This is a genomic window from Streptomyces sp. R-74717, from assembly GCF_047305335.1.
Classification (GTDB): Bacteria; Actinomycetota; Actinomycetes; order Streptomycetales; family Streptomycetaceae; genus Streptomyces; species Streptomyces atratus.
Window position 1 is genome coordinate 6,371,995 of sequence record NZ_CP102361.1, and the last position, 21,036, is coordinate 6,393,030.

Here is a 21,036-nt window from a genome sequence, read left to right on the forward strand (position 1 = left end):
AGCGGCCCCGTACCCGCGGTGGCGGTGGGTACGGGGCCGCTCTGCTCCGGGCGCAGCCCGTGCAGGGATGCCTACTCGACGGTGACGGACTTCGCCAGGTTGCGCGGCTTGTCGATGTCACGGCCCATGGCCAGCGCCGTGTGGTACGCGAAGAGCTGGAGCGGGATGCCCATCAGGATCGGGTCCAGCTCGTTCTCGTTCTTCGGTACGACGATGGTGTGGTCGGCCTTCTCCTGCACCTGGTGCGCGACGGCGAGGATGCGGCCGCTGCGGGCCTTGATCTCCTCCATCGCGGCGCGGTTCTTCTCCAGCAGATCGTCGTCCGGCACGATCGCGACCGTCGGCATCGAGGGCTCGATCAGCGCCAGCGGCCCGTGCTTCAGCTCGGAGGCGGGGTACGCCTCCGCGTGGATGTACGAGACCTCCTTGAGCTTCAGCGAGGCCTCACGGGCGACGGGGTAGCCGCGCACCCGGCCGATGAACATCATCGACTTGGCGTCCGCATACTCCGCCGCCAGCTTCTTGATCTCGTCCTCGTTCGCCAGGATCTCGCTGATCTGGGCGGGCAGCCTGCGCAGCCCCTCGATGATCCGCTTGCCGTCGGCGACCGACAGATCCCGGATCCGGCCCAGGTGCAGGGCGAGCAGCGCGAACGCGACGACCGTGTTCGTGAAGCACTTGGTGGAGACGACACAGACCTCGGGGCCGGCGTGGACGTACGTACCGCCGTCGGCCTCCCGGGCGATCGCCGAACCCACCACGTTGACCACACCGAGCACCCGGGCGCCCTTGCGCTTGAGCTCCTGGACGGCGGCCAGCACGTCGTACGTCTCACCGGACTGGGAGACCGCGACGTACAGGGTGTCGGGGTCGACGACCGGGTTGCGGTAGCGGAACTCGGAGGCGGGCTCGGCGTCCGCGGGGATACGGGCCAGCTCCTCGATCAGCTGCGCGCCGATCTGGCCCGCGTGGTACGAGGTGCCGCAGCCCAGGATCTTGATGCGGCGGACCCCGCGCGCCTCGCGGGCGTCCAGGTTGAGACCGCCGAGGTGCACGGTGGAGAAACGGTCGTCGATCCGGCCGCGGAGCACCCGGTCGACGGCGTCCGCCTGCTCGGAGATCTCCTTGTGCATGTACGTGTCGTGGCCACCCATGTCGTACGACTCGGCCTCCCACTCCACGGTGGTAGGCGTGGCCGTCGTGGACGAGCCCTCCGTCGTGTACGTACGGAAGTCGTCGGCCTTGAGGGTGGCCATCTCGCCGTCGTCGAGGGTGACGACCTGGCGGGTGTGGGCCACCAGCGCGGCGACGTCGGAGGCGACGAACATCTCCTTCTCGCCGATGCCGAGCACGACCGGGGAACCGTTGCGGGCGACCACGATGCGGTCGTTGAAGTCGGCGTGCATGACGGCGATGCCGTACGTGCCCTCGACCGACCGCAGCGCCTCGCGGACCTTCTCCTCCAGGGTCTTGGCCTGGGCGCGGGCGATCAGGTGGACCAGCACCTCGGTGTCGGTCTCGGAGAGGAAGACGATACCGTCGGCGACGAGCTTCGCACGGAGCTCGGAGGCGTTGTCGATGATGCCGTTGTGGACGACGGCGACCTTGTTGTCGGCGTCCAGGTGGGGGTGCGCGTTCTCGTCGCTCGGGGCGCCGTGGGTGGCCCAGCGGGTGTGGGCTATACCGGTGGTGCCGGTGAAACGCTTGGGAACACGGGCCTCGAGCTCGCGGACCCGGCCCTTCGCCTTGACCATCTTCAGGGCGGCGGGCTTCCCGGCCGACGCCTTGCCGGTGATGACGATGCCTGCGGAGTCGTAACCCCGGTACTCCAGCCGCTGCAGCCCTTCCAGCAGCAGCGGAGCCACATCACGCTTCCCGATATATCCGACGATTCCGCACATAAAGTCTCTGCCCCTCCATCGACGTACCTGTGGTGCCCGTTGCTCAGCCGTAGACGATGCGGCGCAGCTGGCGGAGCGAGAGCTCCGGCGGCGCGACCGCCCGGTGCGGCAGCTCGGCCGCGATCCGCTCGAAGATCTCCGTGTTCACCAGGCCGCCGGACTGCAGTTCGCGGTGGCGGCGGCGGACGAAGTCGTCGGTCGTCTCGTCGAAGTACGCCAGCACGTCGAGAACCACCCGGGCGGCTTCACCGCGCTGGAGCGCGGTGCTGCGCACCAGGTGATCAATGAGGTCGTCATGCGACGGGCGGCGTTCGAGCACTCGTTGATATTGCGGTGGACGGGGCGCTTACGCAACAATTCTGCCCGATATCGGGCAGGAGTGGGTGTGATTGTGCTCTCGGGTGGGCCTGGAGGTGGTCAAGGAGGGCATGGGGACGCGCTCAGAGACGCTTCAGGACGGCCTGCTTGGCGGCGGTGAACTCGTCGTCGGTGAGAATCCCGGCCCGATGCAGCTCGCCGAGCTCGCGCAGCCGGCGCAGCAGCGCATCGTGATCGTCGGCGGGCGGTGCGGGGACGGGTGCCGCTGGTGCGGCCGGGGCCGGGATCCGTGCGGGCCGAGCGCCTTCGGCGGCGTCCACTGTCTCCGCCCCCGCCGCACCCGGCAGCCGGACCAGTACCGCCGCCGCGACCAGTACCGCCGTGTACTCCTTCTTGGACAGCCCCCACAGATCCAGCGAGTACGGATCGAACTCGGCCGCCGGAGCCGGAGCCGGAGCCGGACCCGTGCCCATGTCCCCGCCCCTGCCCCGCACGAAGCGCAGATGCCCGTTCTCCAGACCGATGGCGGGCAACCAGTGCACCCCGGTCACCTCCGACACCGGGAAGGCGACCGGGCCACCCGAGCTCTTGACCTCCTTGGCCTTCCAGTTCCAGGTGAGGCGGATGACCTCTCCGTCGAACGAGGCCGTGCCGTCCCCGCCGCCCCCGGCGACCGGCACCGCGGGCCCCGGCAACAGAAAGCCGCCCACCGGCCCGGTGGGCACCTGCTCGATCAGCAGAGCGCTGCGCACCTCGCCGACGAAGTACTCCGCTGCTCCACTCCGGTCCTTTTCCACCGTCAGCTGGTATGGATCCGCGGCGTCCTTGAGCCTGCCGTCCGCAGCGCGCAGGACCGGACAGGCGCCGTCGCGCAGCCTCAGCCGAAGCCGGCCGCCCTTGCGGTCCGGTTCGAAGGCGATGCCCGCCAGCGCTCGGAGCGGGACCACGCACTCACCCAGCTCCTGCCGGAGCGGATGAATACCCTTCCCCCGGCCGGGCACGATCCGTACCGTCTCGCCGTCGAAGGTCCACGTGCCGTCGCGCTGGATTATTTCTGTCATGGGGCAGATTCTCTCAGCCCCATAACGGGGAAGTGGTCTACACCTTGACCGTGCGTGGGACAGGCGATACGCATGGTGATGGCTCGTTGCTCAGGAGATCCACAGGTGTGAACCCGTCGAAAGGGACCCGGCTTGTGAGACTGCACAGGACACAGCGCACCGCCTTTCCCCGTCTTCTCGGCTCGCTGCTGCTCGTCACAGCGGCCGGCATCTCCAGTGTCGGCGCTGCGCCGGGAGGACAGGCGGTCGGCAGCGGCCCGGCCACTGCCGCCGCGCCCCGTCCGCTCGGGCAGATAGTGCCCGCCCCCGCCGAGGCGAAGCCCGGCGGCTCTCCGTACACCATCACCACGGACACCAGGATCCGCGTCGAGGACGGCTCCCGCGAGGCCCGGAAGATCGGCGACTATCTGGCGGGCGTGCTGCGTCCGTCCACCGGTTACGCCCTTCCGGTCACCGGTCGCGGCGGCGACGGTATCCGGCTCCGGATCGACTCCCACGACAGCGCGTCGGGTGCCGAGGGCTACACCCTGAAGTCGAGCCGCGGCTCCGTCACGATCACGGCGCGCGGCCCGGCAGGGCTCTTCCACGGCGTCCAGACGCTGCGTCAGCTGCTCCCGGCCGACGTGGAGAAGAACAGCCGTCAGAAGGGCCCGTGGAAGGTCGCGGGCGGCACGGTCAAGGACGCGCCGCGCTACGAGTACCGGAGCGCGATGCTGGACGTCTCCCGGCACTTCTTCTCCGTCGCCGAGGTCAAGCGCTACATCGACCAGCTCGCCCTCTACAAGATGAACAAGCTCCATCTTCATCTCTCCGACGACCAGGGCTGGCGGATCGCCATCGACTCCTGGCCGCGGCTCGCCACGTACGGCGGGCAGACGGAGGTGGGCGGGGGAGCCGGCGGCTACTACACGAAGGGCGACTACAAGGAGATCGTGCGGTACGCCTCCTCCCGCTATCTGGAGGTGGTGCCGGAGATCGACCTGCCCGGCCACACCAACGCGGCCCTCGCCTCGTACGCGGAGCTGAACTGCAACGGCGTCGCGCCGCCGCTCTACACCGGCACCAATGTCGGCTTCAGCTCGCTCTGCGTCCCGAAGGCCGTCACGTACGACTTCGTGGACGACGTGGTCCGTGAGCTGGCCGCGCTCACCCCCGGAAAGTACCTCCACATCGGCGGCGACGAGGCGCACTCCACCAGCCACGAGGACTATGTGGCCTTCATGGACAAGGCGCAGGCCATCGTCGGCAAGTACGGCAAGACCGTGATCGGCTGGCACCAGCTGACCGGGGGCACGCCCGTGAAGGGCGCGGTCGCCCAGTACTGGGGTTACGACCGGACGGGCGCGGCCGAGCGCAAGCAGGTGGCGGACGCCGCGGTGAACGGCACGAAGCTGGTGCTGTCCCCGGCCGACCGGAGCTACCTCGACATGAAGTACGACAAGGACACCAAGCTGGGTCTGGCCTGGGCCGGTTACGTCTCCGTCCAGCGCTCGTACGACTGGAACCCGGCGACGTACCTGGACGGTGCCCCGGAGGGTTCGGTCCTCGGCGTCGAGGCGCCGCTCTGGTCGGAGACCCTGACCAACAGCGACGAGATCGAACAGATGGCGTTCCCCAGGCTGCCCGGGGTGGCGGAGCTGGGATGGTCGCCCGCGTCCACGCACGACTGGGACGCGTACAAGGTGCGGCTGGGTGCGCAGGGGCCGAGGCTCTCGGCGCTCGGCGTCAACTACTACCGGGCGCCGCAGGTTCCCTGGGCCGACCGGTGAGGTGACCGGGGCCGTCCGGCGACCGTTGTTCTCTCGATCGCCGGACGGGCTCGGCAGTTGTCCTCAGTCGCCGGACGGGCCCGGTTTCATGCCTGTCCGGCGATCGGGTTCTTCAGGGTGCCGATCAGCTGCAGAGCCCCCGACGGATCGGTCAGATCGACCATCTGCTTGTTGTTCCGCAGCTGCAGCCGGTTCAGGCAGGACAGCGCGAACTCCTCCGCGAACATGTCGTACTGCTTGAACTTCTCGGCGAGAAACGGCGCCGACTCCTGGTACCCGGTGACGCATTGGGCGACCGTCCGCCAGAACGTCTCCTCGTCGAGTACGCCCTCGCTCGCCAGCCCCCCGCCCAGGAAGCGCAGGAAGCAGTCGAAGACATCGGTGAGGACCGAGAGCAGTTTCATGTCCTCGGGAACCTCGGCGCGGATCCGCTCGACCTTCGGCGGCAGCACCGCGTCCGGGTCCATGACCGCGATCTCCTCGGCGATGTCCTTGAAGACCGTGCGCCGTACGACCCCGTCCTCGACGACCAGGATGACGTTCTCGCCGTGCGGCATGAACACCAGGTCGTACGCGTAGAAGCTGTGCAGCACCGGCACCAGGTACGCGTCCAGGTAGTGGCGCAGCCACACCGCGGGATCCAGCCCCGACTCGGCGATCAGCGCACCGGCGACGGAGTTGCCCTCGTGGTCGGTGTGCAGCAGCGAGGCCATGGTCGCGACCCGCTCGCCGGGGGCCAGGCCGGGGACCGGGCTCTCCCGCCACAGCGCGGCGAGCATTTTCAGGTACGGGGAGCCCTTGGCGGTGGCCGCCTCGTACGTCCGGTGGTGGTAGCCGATGGCCGCCCGCTCCCGGATGATCGAGAAGCGGGCCTCGCGCAGCAGTTCGTCGCGCTCGATCAGCTCGGCCAGCCAGTCGTTGATCGCGGGGGTGGCCTCCATGTACGCGGCGGAGAGCCCACGCATGAAGCCCATGTTGAGGACGGACAGTGCCGTTTTGACGTAATGGCGGTCCGGGTTGCTGGTGTTGAAGAAGGTACGGATGGACTGCTGTGCCAGGTACACGTCGTCGCCTTCGCCCAGGCAGACGAGATGTTGCTGTGCGAGCTCCCCGGCGAAGGTGACGGCCAGCTTGTTCCACCACTGCCAGGGGTGGGCGGGGATCAGCAGGTAGTCGTCGAGGTCGAGCCCGAGCCCGGTCATCGTGGCCGCGAACCGGGTCAGGGTCTCCTCGCCCAGCTCGCCTGCGATCAGCGTCCCGTAGTCGAGGCCGGTGCCCGCGGTGAAGGTGGCGCGGTCGCGGCGGGCGGCGAGCCAGACCAGACGGATCCCGGCTGCCGCCTCGGGGGCGTACGCCCGGTACTCGTCCACACCGAAGCCGAGCCGCCCGTTGTTGGCGACGAAGCAGGGGTGGCCCTCGGTCATGCCGGTCTCGATCGCCTGGAACCCGGCACGGACCAGCTCGGCGGAGGTGACGGGCGGCTTGGTCAGCTTGTACGCGGTGCCGGCCAGAGTGGAGGAGATCTCCTCCAGGTAGACCGGGAGGACCTCCGCCGAGAGGCCGAGCGTGGAGCGCAGCTCGACGAAGAACTCGCACGCTTCCAGCGGCAGTTGCGAACCGTGCCGGTGGCGGGTGATCGAGTCGGCCTCGACCTGCCAGTGGTCGAGGGCGTAGATCCGCGCGCTGAAGCGGTACTCGGTCGCCGCGTCGTCGCTGCGCACCGAGTAGCGGTCGTCGCCGAGCGGTGCGGGGGTCAGCAGCCGCTCGTGGCTGAACTCGGCGAGCGCCTTGCGGATCAGCAGCCGGTTGGCGGTGGCCCAGCGCTCAGGGGTGAGATGGGCGACGCTGTCGATGGCGGGGGACATCAGACACCACCCCCCGGTCGCCGCGGCGAACTGTTCCCGTGTGCAGGCGCTGAGCAGGGCGTTCTTCTCCGGCTTGGCTATCTCGCCCAGCACTTCGAAGCCGACCGCCTTGTTGAGGGCGTGCACCGCGCTGTTGCGTACATCGGGTTCGACGACGACCCGGCGTACGGACGGGTCGGCGAACATCGCCTCCATCACGGCGGTGATCACACCGAGCGTGAAGCCGTGCAGCGGGGTGTCGGTCGGGGCGACCAGGAAGTGCATCCCGATGTCGCCGGGCTCGGCGTCGTACAGCCCCTTGAGCTCGACCTCGGTGGGGTCGTACCGCTCCATCAGGAAGGCGGGCTCCCCGTCGTACAGCCCGATGAAGGCGTCGTGGTGCGGGTGGGCGGCGATCGCCATGTACTCCCGTTCGACGTCCTGGAGTCTCGCGTCGCCCATCAGCCAGAAGGATGCCTTGGGGTGGGTGACCCAGCCGTGCACCAGTTCGGCGTCGGCGAGCGGGTCCAGCGGGCGGGTGGTGAAGGTGCTGAGGTCAGTGGTCATACGGCGAACTCCTGGAAGGCGATGGACTTCTCGACCGGGTAGTACTCACGGCCGAGCAGTTCGCCGATGATGTACGCGTTGCGGTAGGCACCCATGCCCAGGTCGGGTGAGGTGACCGAGTGGGTGTGCGTGCCCGCGTTCTGCAGGAAGACGCCGTGCCCGGTGGTGTCGATGGAGTAGTTGCGGGCCACGTCGAAGCGGCCGCCGCTGTCCCAGCGCAGCCGGTCGTGGATGTCCTCGAGGAACGCGGGTGGGCGGTAGCGGTAGCCGGTGGCGAGGATCAGGCCCTCGGTGGTGAGGGTGTAGTCCTTGCCCTGCTCCTCCTGGTGCAGCCCCAGCGTGTACGTACCGCTGCTCTCCTCGTAACTCACGCTGTTCAGCGAGGAGTTGGTTAGGAGACGGGTCGGGACGGGACCGGGCAGGTTCTTCTGGTAGAGCAGATCGAAGATCGCGTCGATCAGCTCTCCGTCGATGCCCTTGAAGAGGCCCTTCTGCCCGGACTCCAGCCGGTAGCGGGTCTCCTCGGGCAGCGCGTGGAAGTAGTCGATGTACTCCGGGGAGGTCATTTCCAGCGTCAGCTTGGTGTACTCCAGCGGGAAGAAACGCGGCGAGCGCGTCACCCAGTTCAGCCGGTAGCCGTGCGCATCGATCTCGGAGAGCAGGTCGTAATAGATCTCGGCCGCGCTCTGCCCACTGCCGACGAGGGTGATGGACTCCCTCGCCTGGAGAGCCGCTTTCCCTTCCAGGTAACGGGAGTTGTGCAGATATTCGCCGCCCAGGCCCTGGCAGGCATCCGGGATGTACGGGGGAGTGCCGGTGCCGAGCACCAGCCGTGGGGTCCGGAAGAGGCTGCCGGTGACGGTGCGGACGGTGTAGAGCGCGGTGCCCCCGTCGTACGTGACCGATTCGACGGTCTCGTCGAAGCGGATGCTGCTCAGTTTGGCGGCGGCCCAGCGGCAGTAGTCGTTGTACTCGGTTCGCAGCGGGTAGAAGTTCTCCCGGATGTAGAAGGAGTACAGCCGCCCGCGTTCCTTCAGATAGTTCAGGAAGGAGTACGGCGAGGTCGGGTCGGCCATCGTGACCAGGTCCGACATGAACGGCGTCTGGAGATGGGCCCCTTCGAGGAACATCCCGGAGTGCCATTCGAAGTCCGGCTTGGACTCCAGGAACACCCCGTTCAGCTCGTCGATCGGCTCGGTCAGGCAGGCGAGCCCGAGATTGAACGGGCCGAGCCCGATACCGATGAAGTCGTGGGGTTCAGGAAGCGCGGTCAAGGGAGTCTCCCAGGTACTGCTCGGCGTGGCCGGAGATCAGGTCGAGTACCGCGGCGATGTCCTGCGCGGTCGTTTCGGGGTTGAGCAGGGTGAACTTCAGGTACTGGCGGCCGCCGACCTCCGTACCGGCGACGACGGCCTCGCCGGAGGCGAAGAGCGCCTTGCGGGCATGGAGATTGGCCCGGTCGATCTCGGTGGGCGCGGTGACGCCGGACGGGATGTAGCGGAACACCAGCGTGGACAGTCGGGGCTCGACGACGACGTCGAATCGCGGGTCGGCGGCGAGCAGCCGCCAGCCCTCGGCGGCCAGGTCGCAGACCTCGTCGAAGAGCTCGCCGATGCCGTCGGCGCCCATGACACGCAGCGTCATCCACAGTTTCAGGGCGTCGAATCTGCGGGTGGTCTGCAGCGACTTGTCCACCTGGTTGGGGATGCGTTCGGCGGCCATTCGCTGCGGGTTGAGGTACTCGGCGTGGTACGTGGCGTGGCGCAGCGTCGCCCGGTCCCGGACCAGCACGGCCGAGGAACTCACCGGCTGGAAGAAGGACTTGTGGTAGTCCACGGTGACCGAGTCGGCGTGCTCGATGCCGTCGAGGAGGTGGCGGCGCTCACGGGAGGCCAGCAGACCGCAGCCGTACGCGGCGTCGACATGCAGCCAGGTGGAGAACTGCCGGCAGAGCGCGGCGATTTCGGGCAGCGGGTCGATGGAACCGAAGTCGGTGGTGCCCGCGGTGGCGACGACGGCCATCGGTACGGCGCCCTCGGCGACGCACTGCTCCAGGGCGCGGGCAAGCGCCACGGTCTGCATGCGCTTGTTGTGGTCGACGGGGACGGCGATGACCGAGTCCGGTCCCAGACCGAGGAGTTTCGCCGACTTCTGGACACTGAAGTGGCTGCATTCGGAGGTGAGGATGCGCAGCCGGGTGAAGTGGTGCGGCGGCGTCTTGGCCTCTTCCCGGGCGAGCAGCAGGGCCTGCAGATTGGACTGTGTGCCGCCGCTGGTGAAGATGCCGTCCGCGGCCGGTCCGAGGCCGATCCGGGCCGCGGTCCAGTCGATCAGGCGGCGCTCGATCAGGGTGCCGCCGGCGCTCTGGTCCCAGGTGTCCAGGGAGGAGTTGACGGCCGAGAGCACGGCTTCGCCGAGGACGGCGGGGATGACGACCGGGCAGTTGAGGTGGCCCAGGTAGCGGGGGTGGTGGAAGTAGACGGCGTCACGGAGATAGACGCCGTCGAGCTCGTCGAGGGCGGCGGACGCATCGCCCAGCGGCCGGTCCAGATCGATCGCGTCAACGACGGGAGTGAGCTCGTCGACGGAGATTCCGGTGAACGGCCGGTCTGCGGCCGCGAGTTTGGCTGCGACCCGTTCGACTCCTGCGGTCACGGAGCGCCGGTAATGCTCCGCGGTCGTGTCGTTGAGCAGGTGCGAACGCATGAAGGGGTCCTCCCGGATGCGGGGAAACTTCATCGGCCCTCAGGGCAGAAGGAAAAGGCGAGGGCTCGATGTTGAAGTAAGGGTAGCCTAACCTAACTTCACGTCGAGTTGTTCCTCGCCTCCGGGGGGCGCAGAGGTTGTCCGATTTACGCGTACGGGGTGGCCGCTTCCGGTCTGCGGACGGGGAGTTCGGGGTGCGCGGCGCGCGGTCCGCACCCTGCCGCCTGCCCGCTACGCGTCCGCGGTGGCCGCCGCCTCGCGCAGCTGCTCCTCGCTCATCCCGCGACGCCAGTACCCGACGAACGTCACGCGCCTGCGGTCGAATCGGCGCTCCTGCACGAGATGGCGGCGCAGTGCCCGCACCTGTGACGACTCGCCCGCGATCCAGACGTACGGCGTCCCCTCGGGCAACTCGGCCGCCCGAACGGCCTCCAGGCCGGCGGGTGCGCCTTCGCCCCGTACGAGCCAGGTGATCCGGGCCTTGGCCGCGGTGTTGAGGGCCTGGCGGTCCTCGGTGTGCTGGACCTCCAGCCAGACCCGGGCCTTCATGCCGGCCGGCAGCCACTCCAGGGCGGCGGATGCGGCGGGCAGTGCGGTCTCGTCGGCCCAGATCAGCACCCAGTCGGTGTCCTGCGGAGGGCGGAAGCGGACGGCGGTGTTGTCCTCGACGGCCGGACCCAGTGCCTTGAGCGGATCGCCGGGGGAGGCGGCGGCGGCCCAGCGGCAGGCGGGCCCGCCGTCCTCGTGCAGCGCGAAGTCGATGTCGACCTCGGTCGCCCCGTCGGGTGTGCGGCGCTGGGTGCGCACGGTGTACGAGCGCATGACGGCCCGTACGTTGTCCGGAAGGGCACGCCAGGCGGCGAACCAATTGCCGTCGTCATCGACCGGAACGACTGGTTCCGGCTGGCCGGGGTGCGGCAGGAACAGTGACAGGCTCTGGTCGCGTCCTCCGGCGGCGAAGCCGTCGAGTCCCGGGCCGCCGAAGGTGACCCGGAGCATGGAGGGCCCGAGTCGCCGGGTCCGCAGGACGGTCAGGCCGAAGAACCGGAAGGGGGCGATGGGGGGTGCGACGGACGTCGTCATGCGGGGGGTCCTCCCAGGAACAGGAAGCGAAGCCGGGAACCGGCCGCCGGTATGTTCGAAGGAAGGTTAGCCTAACCTCATTGAATATTCGAGGGTGCCCCCGGGCCGCTCACCAGACGAGGACCCCGCCGCCCACGGCCCGGGCCCGCAGGGCCGCGGCGGTGATGTTGGCCAGCCGGGCCGTCACGTAGTCCCGCCGGTCGCCACCGCTTCCGGCCAGCGTTGCGGCGTTGCGGTGCAGCAGCTCGCACTCTTCGAGGAAGTCGTCGATGTCCTCCGGCTCCACGTGCAGATTGCCGGTGGCCAGCTCAGGGAAGAACCGGGCGCCGAGCGCCCATGCGGCCTTTGATGCCCACAGCGTGGTCCGGCAGACCTCGGTCCCGGCCATGTTGCTGCCGTCCTCGGGGTCGTCGAGGAGATGCGACCGGCACTCCTCGTCGTAGATGAACGTATGCACCGTCAGCGTCATGCCCCGAATTCCTCCCGGCAGCCGTCGAGCCCCTCGACCGTCACTTCGACGGCCCGGTACGCCTCCCAGCGTGCCCGGTCCAGCCGCAGCCGCTGCAGAGTGACGGGCGCACCCCGTACCGCGGCGACCTCCAGTCCGTCCGGCAGATAGCCGAGCCGGCGCGAGACGCCCAGCGAGCGCGGGTTGTCGGTCATGGCGGCCGAGACCGCGGTCCGGGCCCCGAGTCCGGCGAAGGCGAGATGCAGGGCGGCGGCCCGCATCTCGGTGCCGATGCCCCCGCCCTGATGGGCCAGACCCAGCCACGAGCCGGTGCTGACCTCACGGGTCACGGCGAAGTCCTTCGCCATCACGTCCTGCCGTCCGACCACCTTGCCCTCGTGCAGCACGGCGAGGCTCAGTGCCCAGTCCCGTACGGACCAGTTGGCGACGGTGGCCAGCACATGCTGGAACACGGCCTTGCCGCACTCGGCGGGCGACGCGTCGGTCCAGGGAACCGTGAACGGCATCTCGGCCGGCGAGTGCACCCCGTCCGCAGCGACCGACGCGAGGTCGTCCAGCAACTCCAGGTCCGGCAGACGGAGTTCCAGGCGCGGCGTGCGGAGGCGGAGCCCGTACAGGGGCCAGTGCTGCGGCTTCATGTACGGACTCTGCCGCCCGGGCCCGCGCACTGTCGAACGAATTGAGCCCCGCCCCTCTGCGATGGTCGGCCCGGCCCGGTAAGGTGCCAATCTTCGGCCGGCGCGAGCCCCCGGAGCCCCGAAGGCGAACGCCCATGACACAGCCCGCCCCGCACCCCGCACGACTTCGCCTCGACGCCGCGCTGGACGGCCTGGCCGTTACCTTCCGCGGAATGACGGCGGGCTTCCGCGAGGAGGGCCGACGCCGGGCCGCCGTGCTGGTGGCGGGCAAGCGGTACGGCACCGTGCTGTTCGGATTGCTTCGCGAGGAGTGGCCGGGCGCGACGAGCTGATCGTCCACCCGGCCCATGCCCGGTGGCCGTCAGGCCGGCAGCCCGAGCTCCCTCGCGATCAGCATCCGCTGCACCTCGCTCGTGCCCTCGCCGATCTCCAGGATCTTGGAGTCGCGCCACATCCTGGCCACCGGGTACTCGTTCATGAAGCCGTAGCCGCCGTGGATCTGGGTCGCCTCGCGGGCGTTGTCCACCGCGACCGTCGACGAGTACAGCTTCGCGATCGCGGCCTCCTTCTTGAAGGGTTCGCCCGCCACCAGGCGCGACGCCGCGTCGCGCCAGCCGATGCGGGCCATGTGGGCCCGCATCTCCATGTCCGCGATCTTGAACTGGATGGCCTGGTTGGCGCCGATCGGCCTGCCGAAGGCCTGGCGCTCCTTGGCGTACTTCACCGACTCGTCCACGCAGCCCTGCGCCAGGCCCGTGGACAGGGCGGCGATGGCGATCCGGCCCTCGTCCAGGATGCGCAGGAACTGGGCGTAGCCGCGGCCCTCCTCTCCCAGCAGGTTCGCCAGGGGTACGCGGACGTCGGCGAAGGACAGTTCGCGGGTGTCCGAGGCGTTCCAGCCGACCTTGGAGTACGGGGCGGCGACCGTGAAGCCGGGGGTGCCGGACGGCACGATGATCGAGGAGATGAGCGGGGCGCCGTTCTCCTTGTGGCCGGTCACCGCCGTGACCGTGACCAGTTCCGTGATGTCCGTACCGGAGTTGGTGATGAAGCACTTGGAGCCGTTGATCACCCACTCGCCCGTGGCCTCGTCGCGCACCGCCGTCGTGCGGGTGCCGCCCGCGTCCGAGCCGGCGTCCGGCTCGGTCAGGCCGAACGCGCCGAGCGCCTCGCCCGAGCAGAGCTTCGGCAGCCACTGCTGCTTCTGCTCCTCCGTACCGAAGTGGTAGACCGGCATCGCGCCGAGCGAGACCCCGGCCTCCAGCGTGATCGCCACGGACGAGTCGACCCGGGCCAGTTCCTCCAGGGCGATCCCGAGCGCGAGATAGTCGCCGCCCATCCCGCCGTACTCCTCCGGGAACGGCAGCCCGAACAGCCCCATCCGTCCCATCTCGCGCACGATCTCGTACGGGAACTCATGACGCTCGTAGAAGTCGCCGATCTTCGGGGCGACCACATCGTGCGCGAACTCCTCGACGGTGCGACGCAGTTCCTCGTGCTCGGCGGTCAGCCGGTGGTCCAGGGACATGGTGGGTGTCACTCCTTGTGGGACTGTGTTTATCGAACCGAGAGCGCGCGGACGGTACGGGACGGGCTGGGACGGCCCAGTTGTTCGGCGAGCCACACGCTGGTGGCGGTGAGCGCGTCGAGGTCGACCCCGGTTTCGATGCCGAGGCCGTCGAGCATCCACACGAGGTCTTCGGTGGCGAGATTTCCGGTCGCGCTCTTCGCGTACGGGCAGCCGCCGAGGCCGCCCGCGGAGGCGTCCACGGTGGTCACACCGTGCTGGAGCGCGGCGAGGGTGTTGGAGAGGGCCTGGCCGTACGTGTCGTGGAAGTGCACGCCGATGGCGTCGGTGCGCACGCCCTCCTCGTTCAGCTCGGAGAGCAGGTCCTGCACATGGCCGGGCGTGGCGACGCCGATGGTGTCGCCCAGGGAGAGTTCGTCGCAGCCGAGGTCCATCAGTGCCTTGGCCACGCGGACGACCTGGTGGACGGGGACGGGCCCCTCCCACGGGTCGCCGAAGCACATCGACAGATAGCCGCGGACATGCACCTTGTCGGCCTTGGCCCGGGCGACGACCGGCTCGAACATGGCGAGCGACTCATCGATGGTGCGGTTGAGATTGCGGGCGGCGAACGTCTCGGTCGCCGAGCCGAACACGGCGATGCGGCGGGCGCCGAGCGCCAGGGCCCGGTCCAGGCCGCGTTCGTTCGGTACGAGTACGGGCAGGGCGACGCCCTCGATGTCGTCGAGGCGGGGGAACAGGTCCTCCGCGTCGGCCAGTTGGGGCACCCACTTCGGGTGCACGAAGCTGGTCGCCTCGATGCTGGTCAGGCCCGACGCGGCCAGACGGTGGATGAACTCCGCCTTCACCTCGGTCGGTACGACGGCCTTCTCGTTCTGCAGCCCGTCGCGGGCGCCGACCTCGTGGATGCGTACCCGTGGGGGCAGATCCTGGGCGGGCACGGTCATGGGCAGGGTGCGGGGTGTCATGCGTCCTCCCCGGGATTTTCGGCGGGGGTCACCACGGCCAGGATCTGGTCCATGGCGACCGTGGCGCCGGCGGTGACATCCAGCTCGGTCACGGTCCCGGCGTGCGGGGCGGAGATGACGTGTTCCATCTTCATGGCCTCGACGACGAGCAGGCTCTGACCGGCCACGACCTCGTCCCCGACCGCCACCTTCACGACGGTGACGGTCCCGGGCATGGGCGCGGCGAGCGTGTCCGCCCCGGAACGGGAGGCGCCGGCCAGCGACGCCTGAACGGGATCGTGATCCTGTACGTGCCAGGTGTCGCCGTCGTGGCCCAGCCAGGTCCCCTCCGGGGACGCGGCATGGGTGAACGTGTGGGTGACACCGGCGAGTTCGAGCGTGAGGTGATGCGGGGACAGTTCGATCAGCCTGGCCGTCTCCTTGCCGCCGGGCATCGGGGCCAGCGGGCCGCAGGCGCCCGTCGCGGGCTCCGGCGGCTGTGCGCCCTCCCCGACATGGCCGAACGTCAGCTCGGTGCCCGCCGGGCAGGAGCGCAGTGACACCTGCACCGGCTCGTGGCCCGGCAGCCGGAAGTGGCGCACCGTCCGGGCCGGGGTGCCGCCCAGCCGCCAGCCGCTCGCCACGGAGAACGGGTCCACCCAGCCGGAGCCGTCCACGGGGGAGGCGCTCACCGGGGAGGGCTGCCGCAGCAGCGCCGCCGCCGCGTACACCTCCTCCGGCACCCCCTCCGGCACCAGCCCGGCCACCTCGCGCTCCACCAGACCGGTGTCCAGATCGCCCGCCACCACCGCCGGGTGGGCGAGCAGCCGGCGCAGGAAGCCGGCGTTCGTCGAGACGCCGAGGATCACCGTGTCCGCGAGCGCCGCACGCAGCCGGCGCAGGGCGGCGGCGCGGTCGGGGCCGTACGCGATGACCTTCGACAGCATCGGGTCGTACAGGCTGCCGACCTCGCCACCCGTGCCGAGCCCGGAGTCCGTCCGTACGCCGTTGCCCTGCGGCTCGTGCAGCGCGAGCACCGTGCCGCCGGACGGCAGGAAGCCGCGGAACGGGTCCTCCGCACAGATCCGGGCCTCGATCGCATGGCCGGTGAGCTTTATGTCCTGCTGCTCGTAAGGGAGTTGCTCGCCCGCCGCGACCCTCAGCTGCCACTCCACCAGGTCCAGGCCGGTGATCAGCTCGGTGACGGGGTGTTCGACCTGGAGGCGGGTGTTCATCTCCATGAAGTAGTACGAGGCGGGGTCGTTGCCCGGGACGATGAACTCCACCGTGCCCGCGCCCACATATCCGCAACTGCGGGCCGCCTGGACGGCCGCCTCGCCCATCGCCGCCCGGGTCTCCTCGTCGAGCAGGACGGACGGCGCCTCCTCGATGATCTTCTGGTGGCGGCGCTGGAGCGAGCACTCGCGCTCACCGAGGTGGACCACGTTGCCGTGGGCGTCCGCCAGCACCTGGATCTCGATGTGCCGGGGCCGGTCGATCCACCGCTCCACGAGCAGCGTGTCGTCGCCGAACGAGGCCCGTGCCTCGCGCCGGGCGGCCGCGATCTCGTCCGCGAGCAGCGCCACGTCGCGTACCAGCCGCATGCCCTTGCCGCCGCCGCCCGCCGAGGGCTTCAGCAGTACGGGCGTACCGATCTCGCGGGCTGCGGTGTCCAGCTGGGCATCGGTGAGCCCGCTCCCGGACGAGCCCGGCACCACCGGGACCCCGGCCGCCGCGACCGTCTCCTTGGCCCGGATCTTGTCGCCCATCAGTGAGATGGCCTGGGCGGGCGGACCGATGAAGGCCAGCCCCGCCTCCGCGCACGCCCGCGCGAAGCCCGCGTTCTCGGCGAGGAATCCGTACCCGGGGTGGACGGCCTGTGCGCCGGTACGGCGGGCCGCGTCCAGCAGCGCGGGCACGCTCAGATAGCTCATCGAGGCGGGCGCGGGCCCGATCCGTACCGCTGTGTCGGCCTCCCGTACATGCCGGGCCTCCGCGTCCGCGTCGCTGAAGACGGCGACCGAACGGACGCCGAGTTCGCGCAGCGTACGGATGACACGTACCGCGATCTCGCCGCGGTTGGCGACAAGAACGGTGTCGAACATCGTCATCTGTTCCTCACATCCGGAAGACGCCGAAGCCGGGTGCTGCGGGGTCCCTTTGGGAAAGTGGAGCGTTGGCGCAAGCGGTCAGAGCGAGCCCCAGCACCTGCCGGGTCTCCATCGGGTCGATCACACCGTCGTCCCACAGCCGCGCCGTGGCGTAGTACGCATTGCCCTGGGTCTCGTACTGCTCACGGATCGGGGCCTTGAAGGCCTCCTCGTCCGCCGCGCTCCAGTCGTCGCCCAGCTGGTCGCGCTTGACCGTCGCGAGGACGGATGCGGCCTGCTCGCCGCCCATGACGGAGATCTTCGCGTTGGGCCACATCCACAGGAAGCGCGGTGAGTAGGCCCGCCCGCACATCGAGTAGTTGCCCGCCCCGTACGACCCGCCGACCACGACGGTCAGCTTCGGCACACGGGTGCAGGCGACGGCCGTGACCATCTTCGCGCCGTGCTTGGCGATGCCGCCGGCCTCGTAGTCCCGCCCCACCATGAAGCCCGAGATGTTCTGCAGGAAGACCAGTGGGATACCGCGCTGGTCGCACAGCTCGATGAAGTGGGCGCCCTTCTGGGCGGACTCGGAGAACAGGATGCCGTTGTTGGCGACGATCCCGACCGGGTGGCCGTGGATACGGGCGAAGCCGGTGATCAGCGTCGTCCCGTACTCCGCCTTGAACTCGGCGAACCGGGAGGCGTCCACCACCCGGGCGATCACCTCCCGTACGTCGTACGGCGTCCGGGAATCGACCGGGACGGCCCCGTACAGCCCGGCGGGATCGACCTTCGGCTCCTCGACCGGCTGCACCGACCACGGAAGCGCGCCGCGCTCCGGCAGCGTGGCGACGATGTTCCGCACGATCCGCAGCGCGTGTGCGTCGTCCTCGGCGAGATGGTCGGTCACCCCCGACGTACGGGAGTGCACCTCGCCGCCGCCCAGCTCCTCGGCCGTCACGACCTCGCCGGTGGCGGCCTTCACCAGCGGCGGACCGCCCAGGAAGATCGTGCCCTGATTGCGGACGATCACGGCCTCGTCGCTCATCGCGGGGACGTACGCCCCGCCCGCCGTGCACGAGCCCAGCACCGCCGCGATCTGCGGAATCCCGGCCCCCGACATCCGGGCCTGGTTGAAGAAGATCCGACCGAAGTGCTCCCGGTCCGGGAAGACCTCGTCCTGCATCGGCAGGAACGCCCCGCCCGAGTCGACGAGATACAGGCAAGGGAGCCGGTTCTCCAGCGCCACTTCCTGGGCGCGGAGGTGCTTCTTCACGGTCATCGGGTAGTACGTGCCGCCCTTGACGGTCGCGTCATTGGCGACGATCACGCACTCCCGGCCGCTGACCCGGCCGATCCCGGCGATCACCCCGGCCGCCGGGGCGGCGCCCCCGTACAGCCCTTCGGCCGCCAGCGGCGCCAGCTCCAGGAAGGGCGACCCGGGGTCCAGCAACGTGTCCACCCGGTCCCGGGGCAGCAGCTTGCCGCGCGCCACATGCCGGGCGCGGGCCTTCTCACCCCCGCCGAACCTGGCCGTGGCGAGCCGCTTGCGCAGCTCGTCGGCAAGCGCGTGATGCGCCGCCTCGTTGGCCTGCCAGGCCTCGGAGGCGGGATCGGCCGCGCTCGCCAGCACCGGTGCCTGCTGCATCGTGTCGAGCCCCCTTGCCCGTACCGCAGTGGTTAATGAGCGTTAACGTCTGACTCAAGGTTAACGACCGCTAACAGTCTTGTCCAGGCCGTTCGGCCGGTGCCCGCAGTGGTTGCGGCAGGTATCGGTCACGTACGTCCCGCAAAGGGCAGGGCCCGCGGTGGGCCCGGAATAATGACCCGCGCCGCTCCCGACCCGGAGCGGCACCGGTCGCGGTCCGACGAGGGCCGTGACCGAGCGAGTTGCCTGGCGTGTGTGGGCTCCGGTCGTCATGGCCGGGGACGTGTGACGGCCGACGGCCGATCGGGTGGGGGGAACCAGCAGATGACGCAGCAGTCGCAGTCGCAGTCGGTGCGAGGAGTGGGCGGGGGAGCGGCCAGGGGAGTGACCGAGAGGCCGCGCATCCTCGAAGTGGACGCCCTGCGCGGGTTCGCGCTCGCCGGGATCCTGGTCGTGAACGTCCTGACGACGGCCGGGCCCCCGGGTGCCAGGGGCGGGCTCGCGCATGTGCACGCGGCGGACGGGGCCGTGGAATGGCTGGTCGTTCTCCTCGCGCAGTCGAAGTTCTACCTGCTCTTCTCCTTCCTCTTCGGCTACAGCTTCACCCTCCAGATGGACTCGGCCGCCCGCGCCGGGGCGCGCTTCGTCCCCCGGATGTCACGGCGGCTGGCCGGACTCTTCGTGCTCGGGCTCGCGCACGCGGTGCTGCTCTACACCGGCGACATCCTCATGATGTACGCCCTGTGCGGACTGGTCCTGCTGGCCGCCCGGAACGCCGGGCCCGCGAAGGCCTGGCGGGCGGCGCTCTGGGTGTACGGCGTCGCCGGAGGGTTCCTGCTGCTCGTCGGTCTGGGCGCCGCCCTGTTCGATCCCGGTGACCTGAGCGAATCCGCCGCAGCGAAGGCCGAGCTGACCGCCGCCTACAGGGGTGGCTTCACCGAGGTCGTCGGTGCCAACATCAGGGCACTGCCCGACATCGTGGCAGCCCTTCCGCTGATGGGCGGTTATGTCGTCGCCGCCTTCCTCGTGGGGTTCGTGGCCGGCCGGCGGCAGTGGCTCGGAGCAGCCGCGCTCGCCGACCGGGCGCGGCTGCTCCGCATCTTTCTGACAGGTCTCGCCGTCGGAGTCCCCGGTGCGGTCTTCTCCGCGGCGGGGATGGCGGGGCCGCTGCCGGAGCGCTGGGAACTGTTCGGCCTGGCGGTCGGTCTGGCCGCGGCCCCGGCGCTCTCGGCCGCGTACGTCACGGGGCTGCTGCTGTGGTTCACCACGCCGAGCGGCGCCGCGACGGCCCGGGTCCTCGCGCCCGCCGGGCGGATGGCGCTGACCAACTACCTGACCCAGTCCCTCGTCATGGCCCTCGTCTTCACCGGGTACGGCCTGGGGCTGTACGGCCGCACGGGCGCGGCGGCGGCGGTCGGCGGGGCGCTCGTGCTCTACGCCTGCCAGCTCGCGCTCAGCGGGTGGCTGATGCGGCGCCACCGGCTCGGGCCCGTGGAGTGGCTGCTGCGCGCGGTGACGCTGTGGGCGCGGCCCGGGAAGGCGGGAGCCAGGAGGGTTTCGTAGTCGGGCGGACCGCGACCGCTGACGCAGGCGGCGTACGTGCGGCACAGCCGTGCCGGCCCGCGCGGCGCCGCGTTCGCCGAGAAGCGTGGTCACCTCTCGACTCGACCGGCTCGATGAATGTTGACACGTTGCAATCCGGTTAACGTTCGCTAACCCGACTGTCTAGAATCGAATCCATGACCACCAGGACGGACGCCCCCACCCGCCGCGAGCAGATCCTCAAGGAGGCTGCCCGCCTCTTTGCCGAGCGCGGCTTCCACGGCGTCGGCGTCGACGAGATAGGTGCCGCCGTCGGAATCAGCGGCCCCGGCCTCTACCGGCACTTCCCCGGCAAGGACGCGATGCTCGCCGAGCTGCTGGTCGGCATCAGTGAGCGACTGCTGGCGGGCGGGCAGCTGCGCGTGTCGGAGGACGCGGCCTGCCGGGACGGCTCCCCGCATGCCCTGCTCGACGCGCTCATCGAGGGCCATATCGACTTCGCCCTCGACGACCGCCCCCTGATCACCCTCCACGACCGCGAGCTGGACCGCCTCCGGGACGCCGACCGCAAGCGGGTCCGACAGCTCCAGCGGCAGTACGTCGAGGTGTGGGTGGAGGTGGTCCGCGAGCTGTATCCGGACCTGCCCGAGCACGAGGCCCGCGCCGCCGTTCATGCCGTCTTCGGCCTCCTGAACTCGACCCCGCACCTGGGCCGCCCCGACGCGCAGCCGGACCGTGCGGACACGGCGGCGCTGCTGCACCGGCTGGCGCGCGGGGCGTTCGAGGCGGCGGCCCGCGCGTAGGGCCTGGCCATGGGCCCGTCGGTGGGCGGCGTGATTTCTGCCCGGCCTTTGAATATATGAATTGATACGACAGGGAAGAAGCAGTCCCTCAAATTCCCTTCACTTTTCCGAGTGAGCTC

At 69.9% G+C, this 21,036-nt stretch carries 17 protein-coding genes and 1 pseudogene; 4 read left to right on the forward strand and 14 right to left on the reverse strand.

Annotation, left to right across the window (positions count from 1 at the left end):
• Positions 1 to 71 precede the first annotated feature (71 nt).
• The 3 genes from glmS to NRF20_RS29250 form a co-directional block, all read right to left on the reverse strand.
• Entirely contained in the window at positions 72 to 1,901 is a 1,830-nt protein-coding gene (gene glmS / locus NRF20_RS29240; RefSeq protein ID WP_398628868.1) for a glutamine--fructose-6-phosphate transaminase (isomerizing), read from the reverse strand.
• A 43-nt stretch (positions 1,902 to 1,944) separates the two neighbouring features.
• Positions 1,945 to 2,220 carry a hypothetical protein gene (locus tag NRF20_RS29245; protein ID WP_398628867.1) on the reverse strand — a complete coding sequence of 92 codons (276 nt, stop codon included), beginning with the start codon at positions 2,218 to 2,220 and terminating at the stop codon, positions 1,945 to 1,947.
• A 121-nt stretch (positions 2,221 to 2,341) separates the two neighbouring features.
• Positions 2,342 to 3,280 carry a DUF4429 domain-containing protein gene (locus NRF20_RS29250; RefSeq protein ID WP_398628866.1) on the reverse strand — a complete coding sequence of 313 codons (939 nt, stop codon included), beginning with the start codon at positions 3,278 to 3,280 and terminating at the stop codon, positions 2,342 to 2,344.
• A gap of 134 nt (positions 3,281 to 3,414) precedes the next feature.
• Here NRF20_RS29250 and NRF20_RS29255 point away from each other — a divergent pair, with 134 nt between their 5' ends.
• Positions 3,415 to 5,049 (forward strand): beta-N-acetylhexosaminidase, encoded by a 1,635-nt coding sequence (locus tag NRF20_RS29255; protein WP_413753591.1) that lies wholly within the window; start codon positions 3,415 to 3,417, stop codon positions 5,047 to 5,049.
• Between the two features lie 86 nt (positions 5,050 to 5,135).
• On the opposite strand, the gene NRF20_RS29260 is transcribed toward NRF20_RS29255, so the two are convergent.
• From NRF20_RS29260 to NRF20_RS29290, 7 genes and pseudogenes are all read right to left on the reverse strand, one after another.
• Positions 5,136 to 6,914, reverse strand: a complete 1,779-nt coding sequence (locus tag NRF20_RS29260; protein ID WP_413754621.1) for an IucA/IucC family protein — start codon at positions 6,912 to 6,914, stop codon at positions 5,136 to 5,138.
• A gap of 90 nt (positions 6,915 to 7,004) precedes the next feature.
• A pseudogene (locus tag NRF20_RS29265) lies at positions 7,005 to 7,460 on the reverse strand (GNAT family N-acetyltransferase); the annotation flags it as partial.
• A complete protein-coding gene (locus tag NRF20_RS29270) occupies positions 7,457 to 8,734 on the reverse strand; it encodes a lysine N(6)-hydroxylase/L-ornithine N(5)-oxygenase family protein (RefSeq protein ID WP_413753592.1) in 1,278 nt (425 codons plus the stop codon). The gene NRF20_RS29270 and the pseudogene NRF20_RS29265, both read right to left, overlap by 4 nt.
• Positions 8,718 to 10,166, reverse strand: coding sequence for a pyridoxal phosphate-dependent decarboxylase family protein (locus tag NRF20_RS29275; protein ID WP_398628863.1), 1,449 nt, complete (start codon positions 10,164 to 10,166; stop codon positions 8,718 to 8,720). Before NRF20_RS29275 ends, NRF20_RS29270 begins: the two co-directional genes overlap by 17 nt.
• Positions 10,167 to 10,397: 231 nt before the next feature.
• The gene (locus NRF20_RS29280) at positions 10,398 to 11,249 is read right to left on the reverse strand and encodes a siderophore-interacting protein (RefSeq protein WP_398628862.1); all 852 of its coding nucleotides are present in this window, start codon (positions 11,247 to 11,249) and stop codon (positions 10,398 to 10,400) included.
• A 109-nt stretch (positions 11,250 to 11,358) separates the two neighbouring features.
• Positions 11,359 to 11,718: a hypothetical protein gene (locus NRF20_RS29285; protein WP_398628861.1), complete on the reverse strand. Its 360-nt coding sequence runs from the start codon at positions 11,716 to 11,718 to the stop codon at positions 11,359 to 11,361.
• Complete coding sequence (locus NRF20_RS29290) at positions 11,715 to 12,356, reverse strand: GNAT family N-acetyltransferase (RefSeq protein WP_398628860.1); 642 nt, start codon at positions 12,354 to 12,356, stop codon at positions 11,715 to 11,717. Before NRF20_RS29290 ends, NRF20_RS29285 begins: the two co-directional genes overlap by 4 nt.
• Positions 12,357 to 12,490: 134 nt before the next feature.
• On the opposite strand from NRF20_RS29290, the gene NRF20_RS29295 reads away from it, so the two are divergent.
• Positions 12,491 to 12,688 (forward strand): hypothetical protein, encoded by a 198-nt coding sequence (locus tag NRF20_RS29295; RefSeq protein WP_398628859.1) that lies wholly within the window; start codon positions 12,491 to 12,493, stop codon positions 12,686 to 12,688.
• Between the two features lie 29 nt (positions 12,689 to 12,717).
• Here NRF20_RS29295 and NRF20_RS29300 read toward each other — a convergent pair whose 3' ends face one another.
• From NRF20_RS29300 to NRF20_RS29315, 4 genes are read right to left on the reverse strand one after another with little or no spacing between them, the layout of a single operon-like run.
• Positions 12,718 to 13,884, reverse strand: a complete 1,167-nt coding sequence (locus NRF20_RS29300) for an acyl-CoA dehydrogenase family protein (RefSeq protein ID WP_398628858.1) — start codon at positions 13,882 to 13,884, stop codon at positions 12,718 to 12,720.
• 29 nt (positions 13,885 to 13,913) lie between these two features.
• Complete coding sequence (locus tag NRF20_RS29305; protein WP_398628857.1) at positions 13,914 to 14,852, reverse strand: hydroxymethylglutaryl-CoA lyase; 939 nt, start codon at positions 14,850 to 14,852, stop codon at positions 13,914 to 13,916.
• Positions 14,849 to 16,936: an acetyl-CoA carboxylase biotin carboxylase subunit gene (locus NRF20_RS29310; RefSeq protein WP_398628961.1), complete on the reverse strand. Its 2,088-nt coding sequence runs from the start codon at positions 16,934 to 16,936 to the stop codon at positions 14,849 to 14,851. Before NRF20_RS29310 ends, NRF20_RS29305 begins: the two co-directional genes overlap by 4 nt.
• Before the next feature lie 13 nt (positions 16,937 to 16,949).
• The gene (locus NRF20_RS29315) at positions 16,950 to 18,572 is read right to left on the reverse strand and encodes a carboxyl transferase domain-containing protein (RefSeq protein WP_398628856.1); all 1,623 of its coding nucleotides are present in this window, start codon (positions 18,570 to 18,572) and stop codon (positions 16,950 to 16,952) included.
• A 324-nt stretch (positions 18,573 to 18,896) separates the two neighbouring features.
• On the opposite strand from NRF20_RS29315, the gene NRF20_RS29320 reads away from it, so the two are divergent.
• A complete protein-coding gene (locus NRF20_RS29320; RefSeq protein ID WP_398628855.1) occupies positions 18,897 to 20,135 on the forward strand; it encodes a DUF418 domain-containing protein in 1,239 nt (412 codons plus the stop codon).
• 176 nt (positions 20,136 to 20,311) lie between these two features.
• Positions 20,312 to 20,917: a TetR/AcrR family transcriptional regulator gene (locus NRF20_RS29325; RefSeq protein WP_398628854.1), complete on the forward strand. Its 606-nt coding sequence runs from the start codon at positions 20,312 to 20,314 to the stop codon at positions 20,915 to 20,917.
• The last annotated feature ends 119 nt before the right edge of the window (positions 20,918 to 21,036 follow it).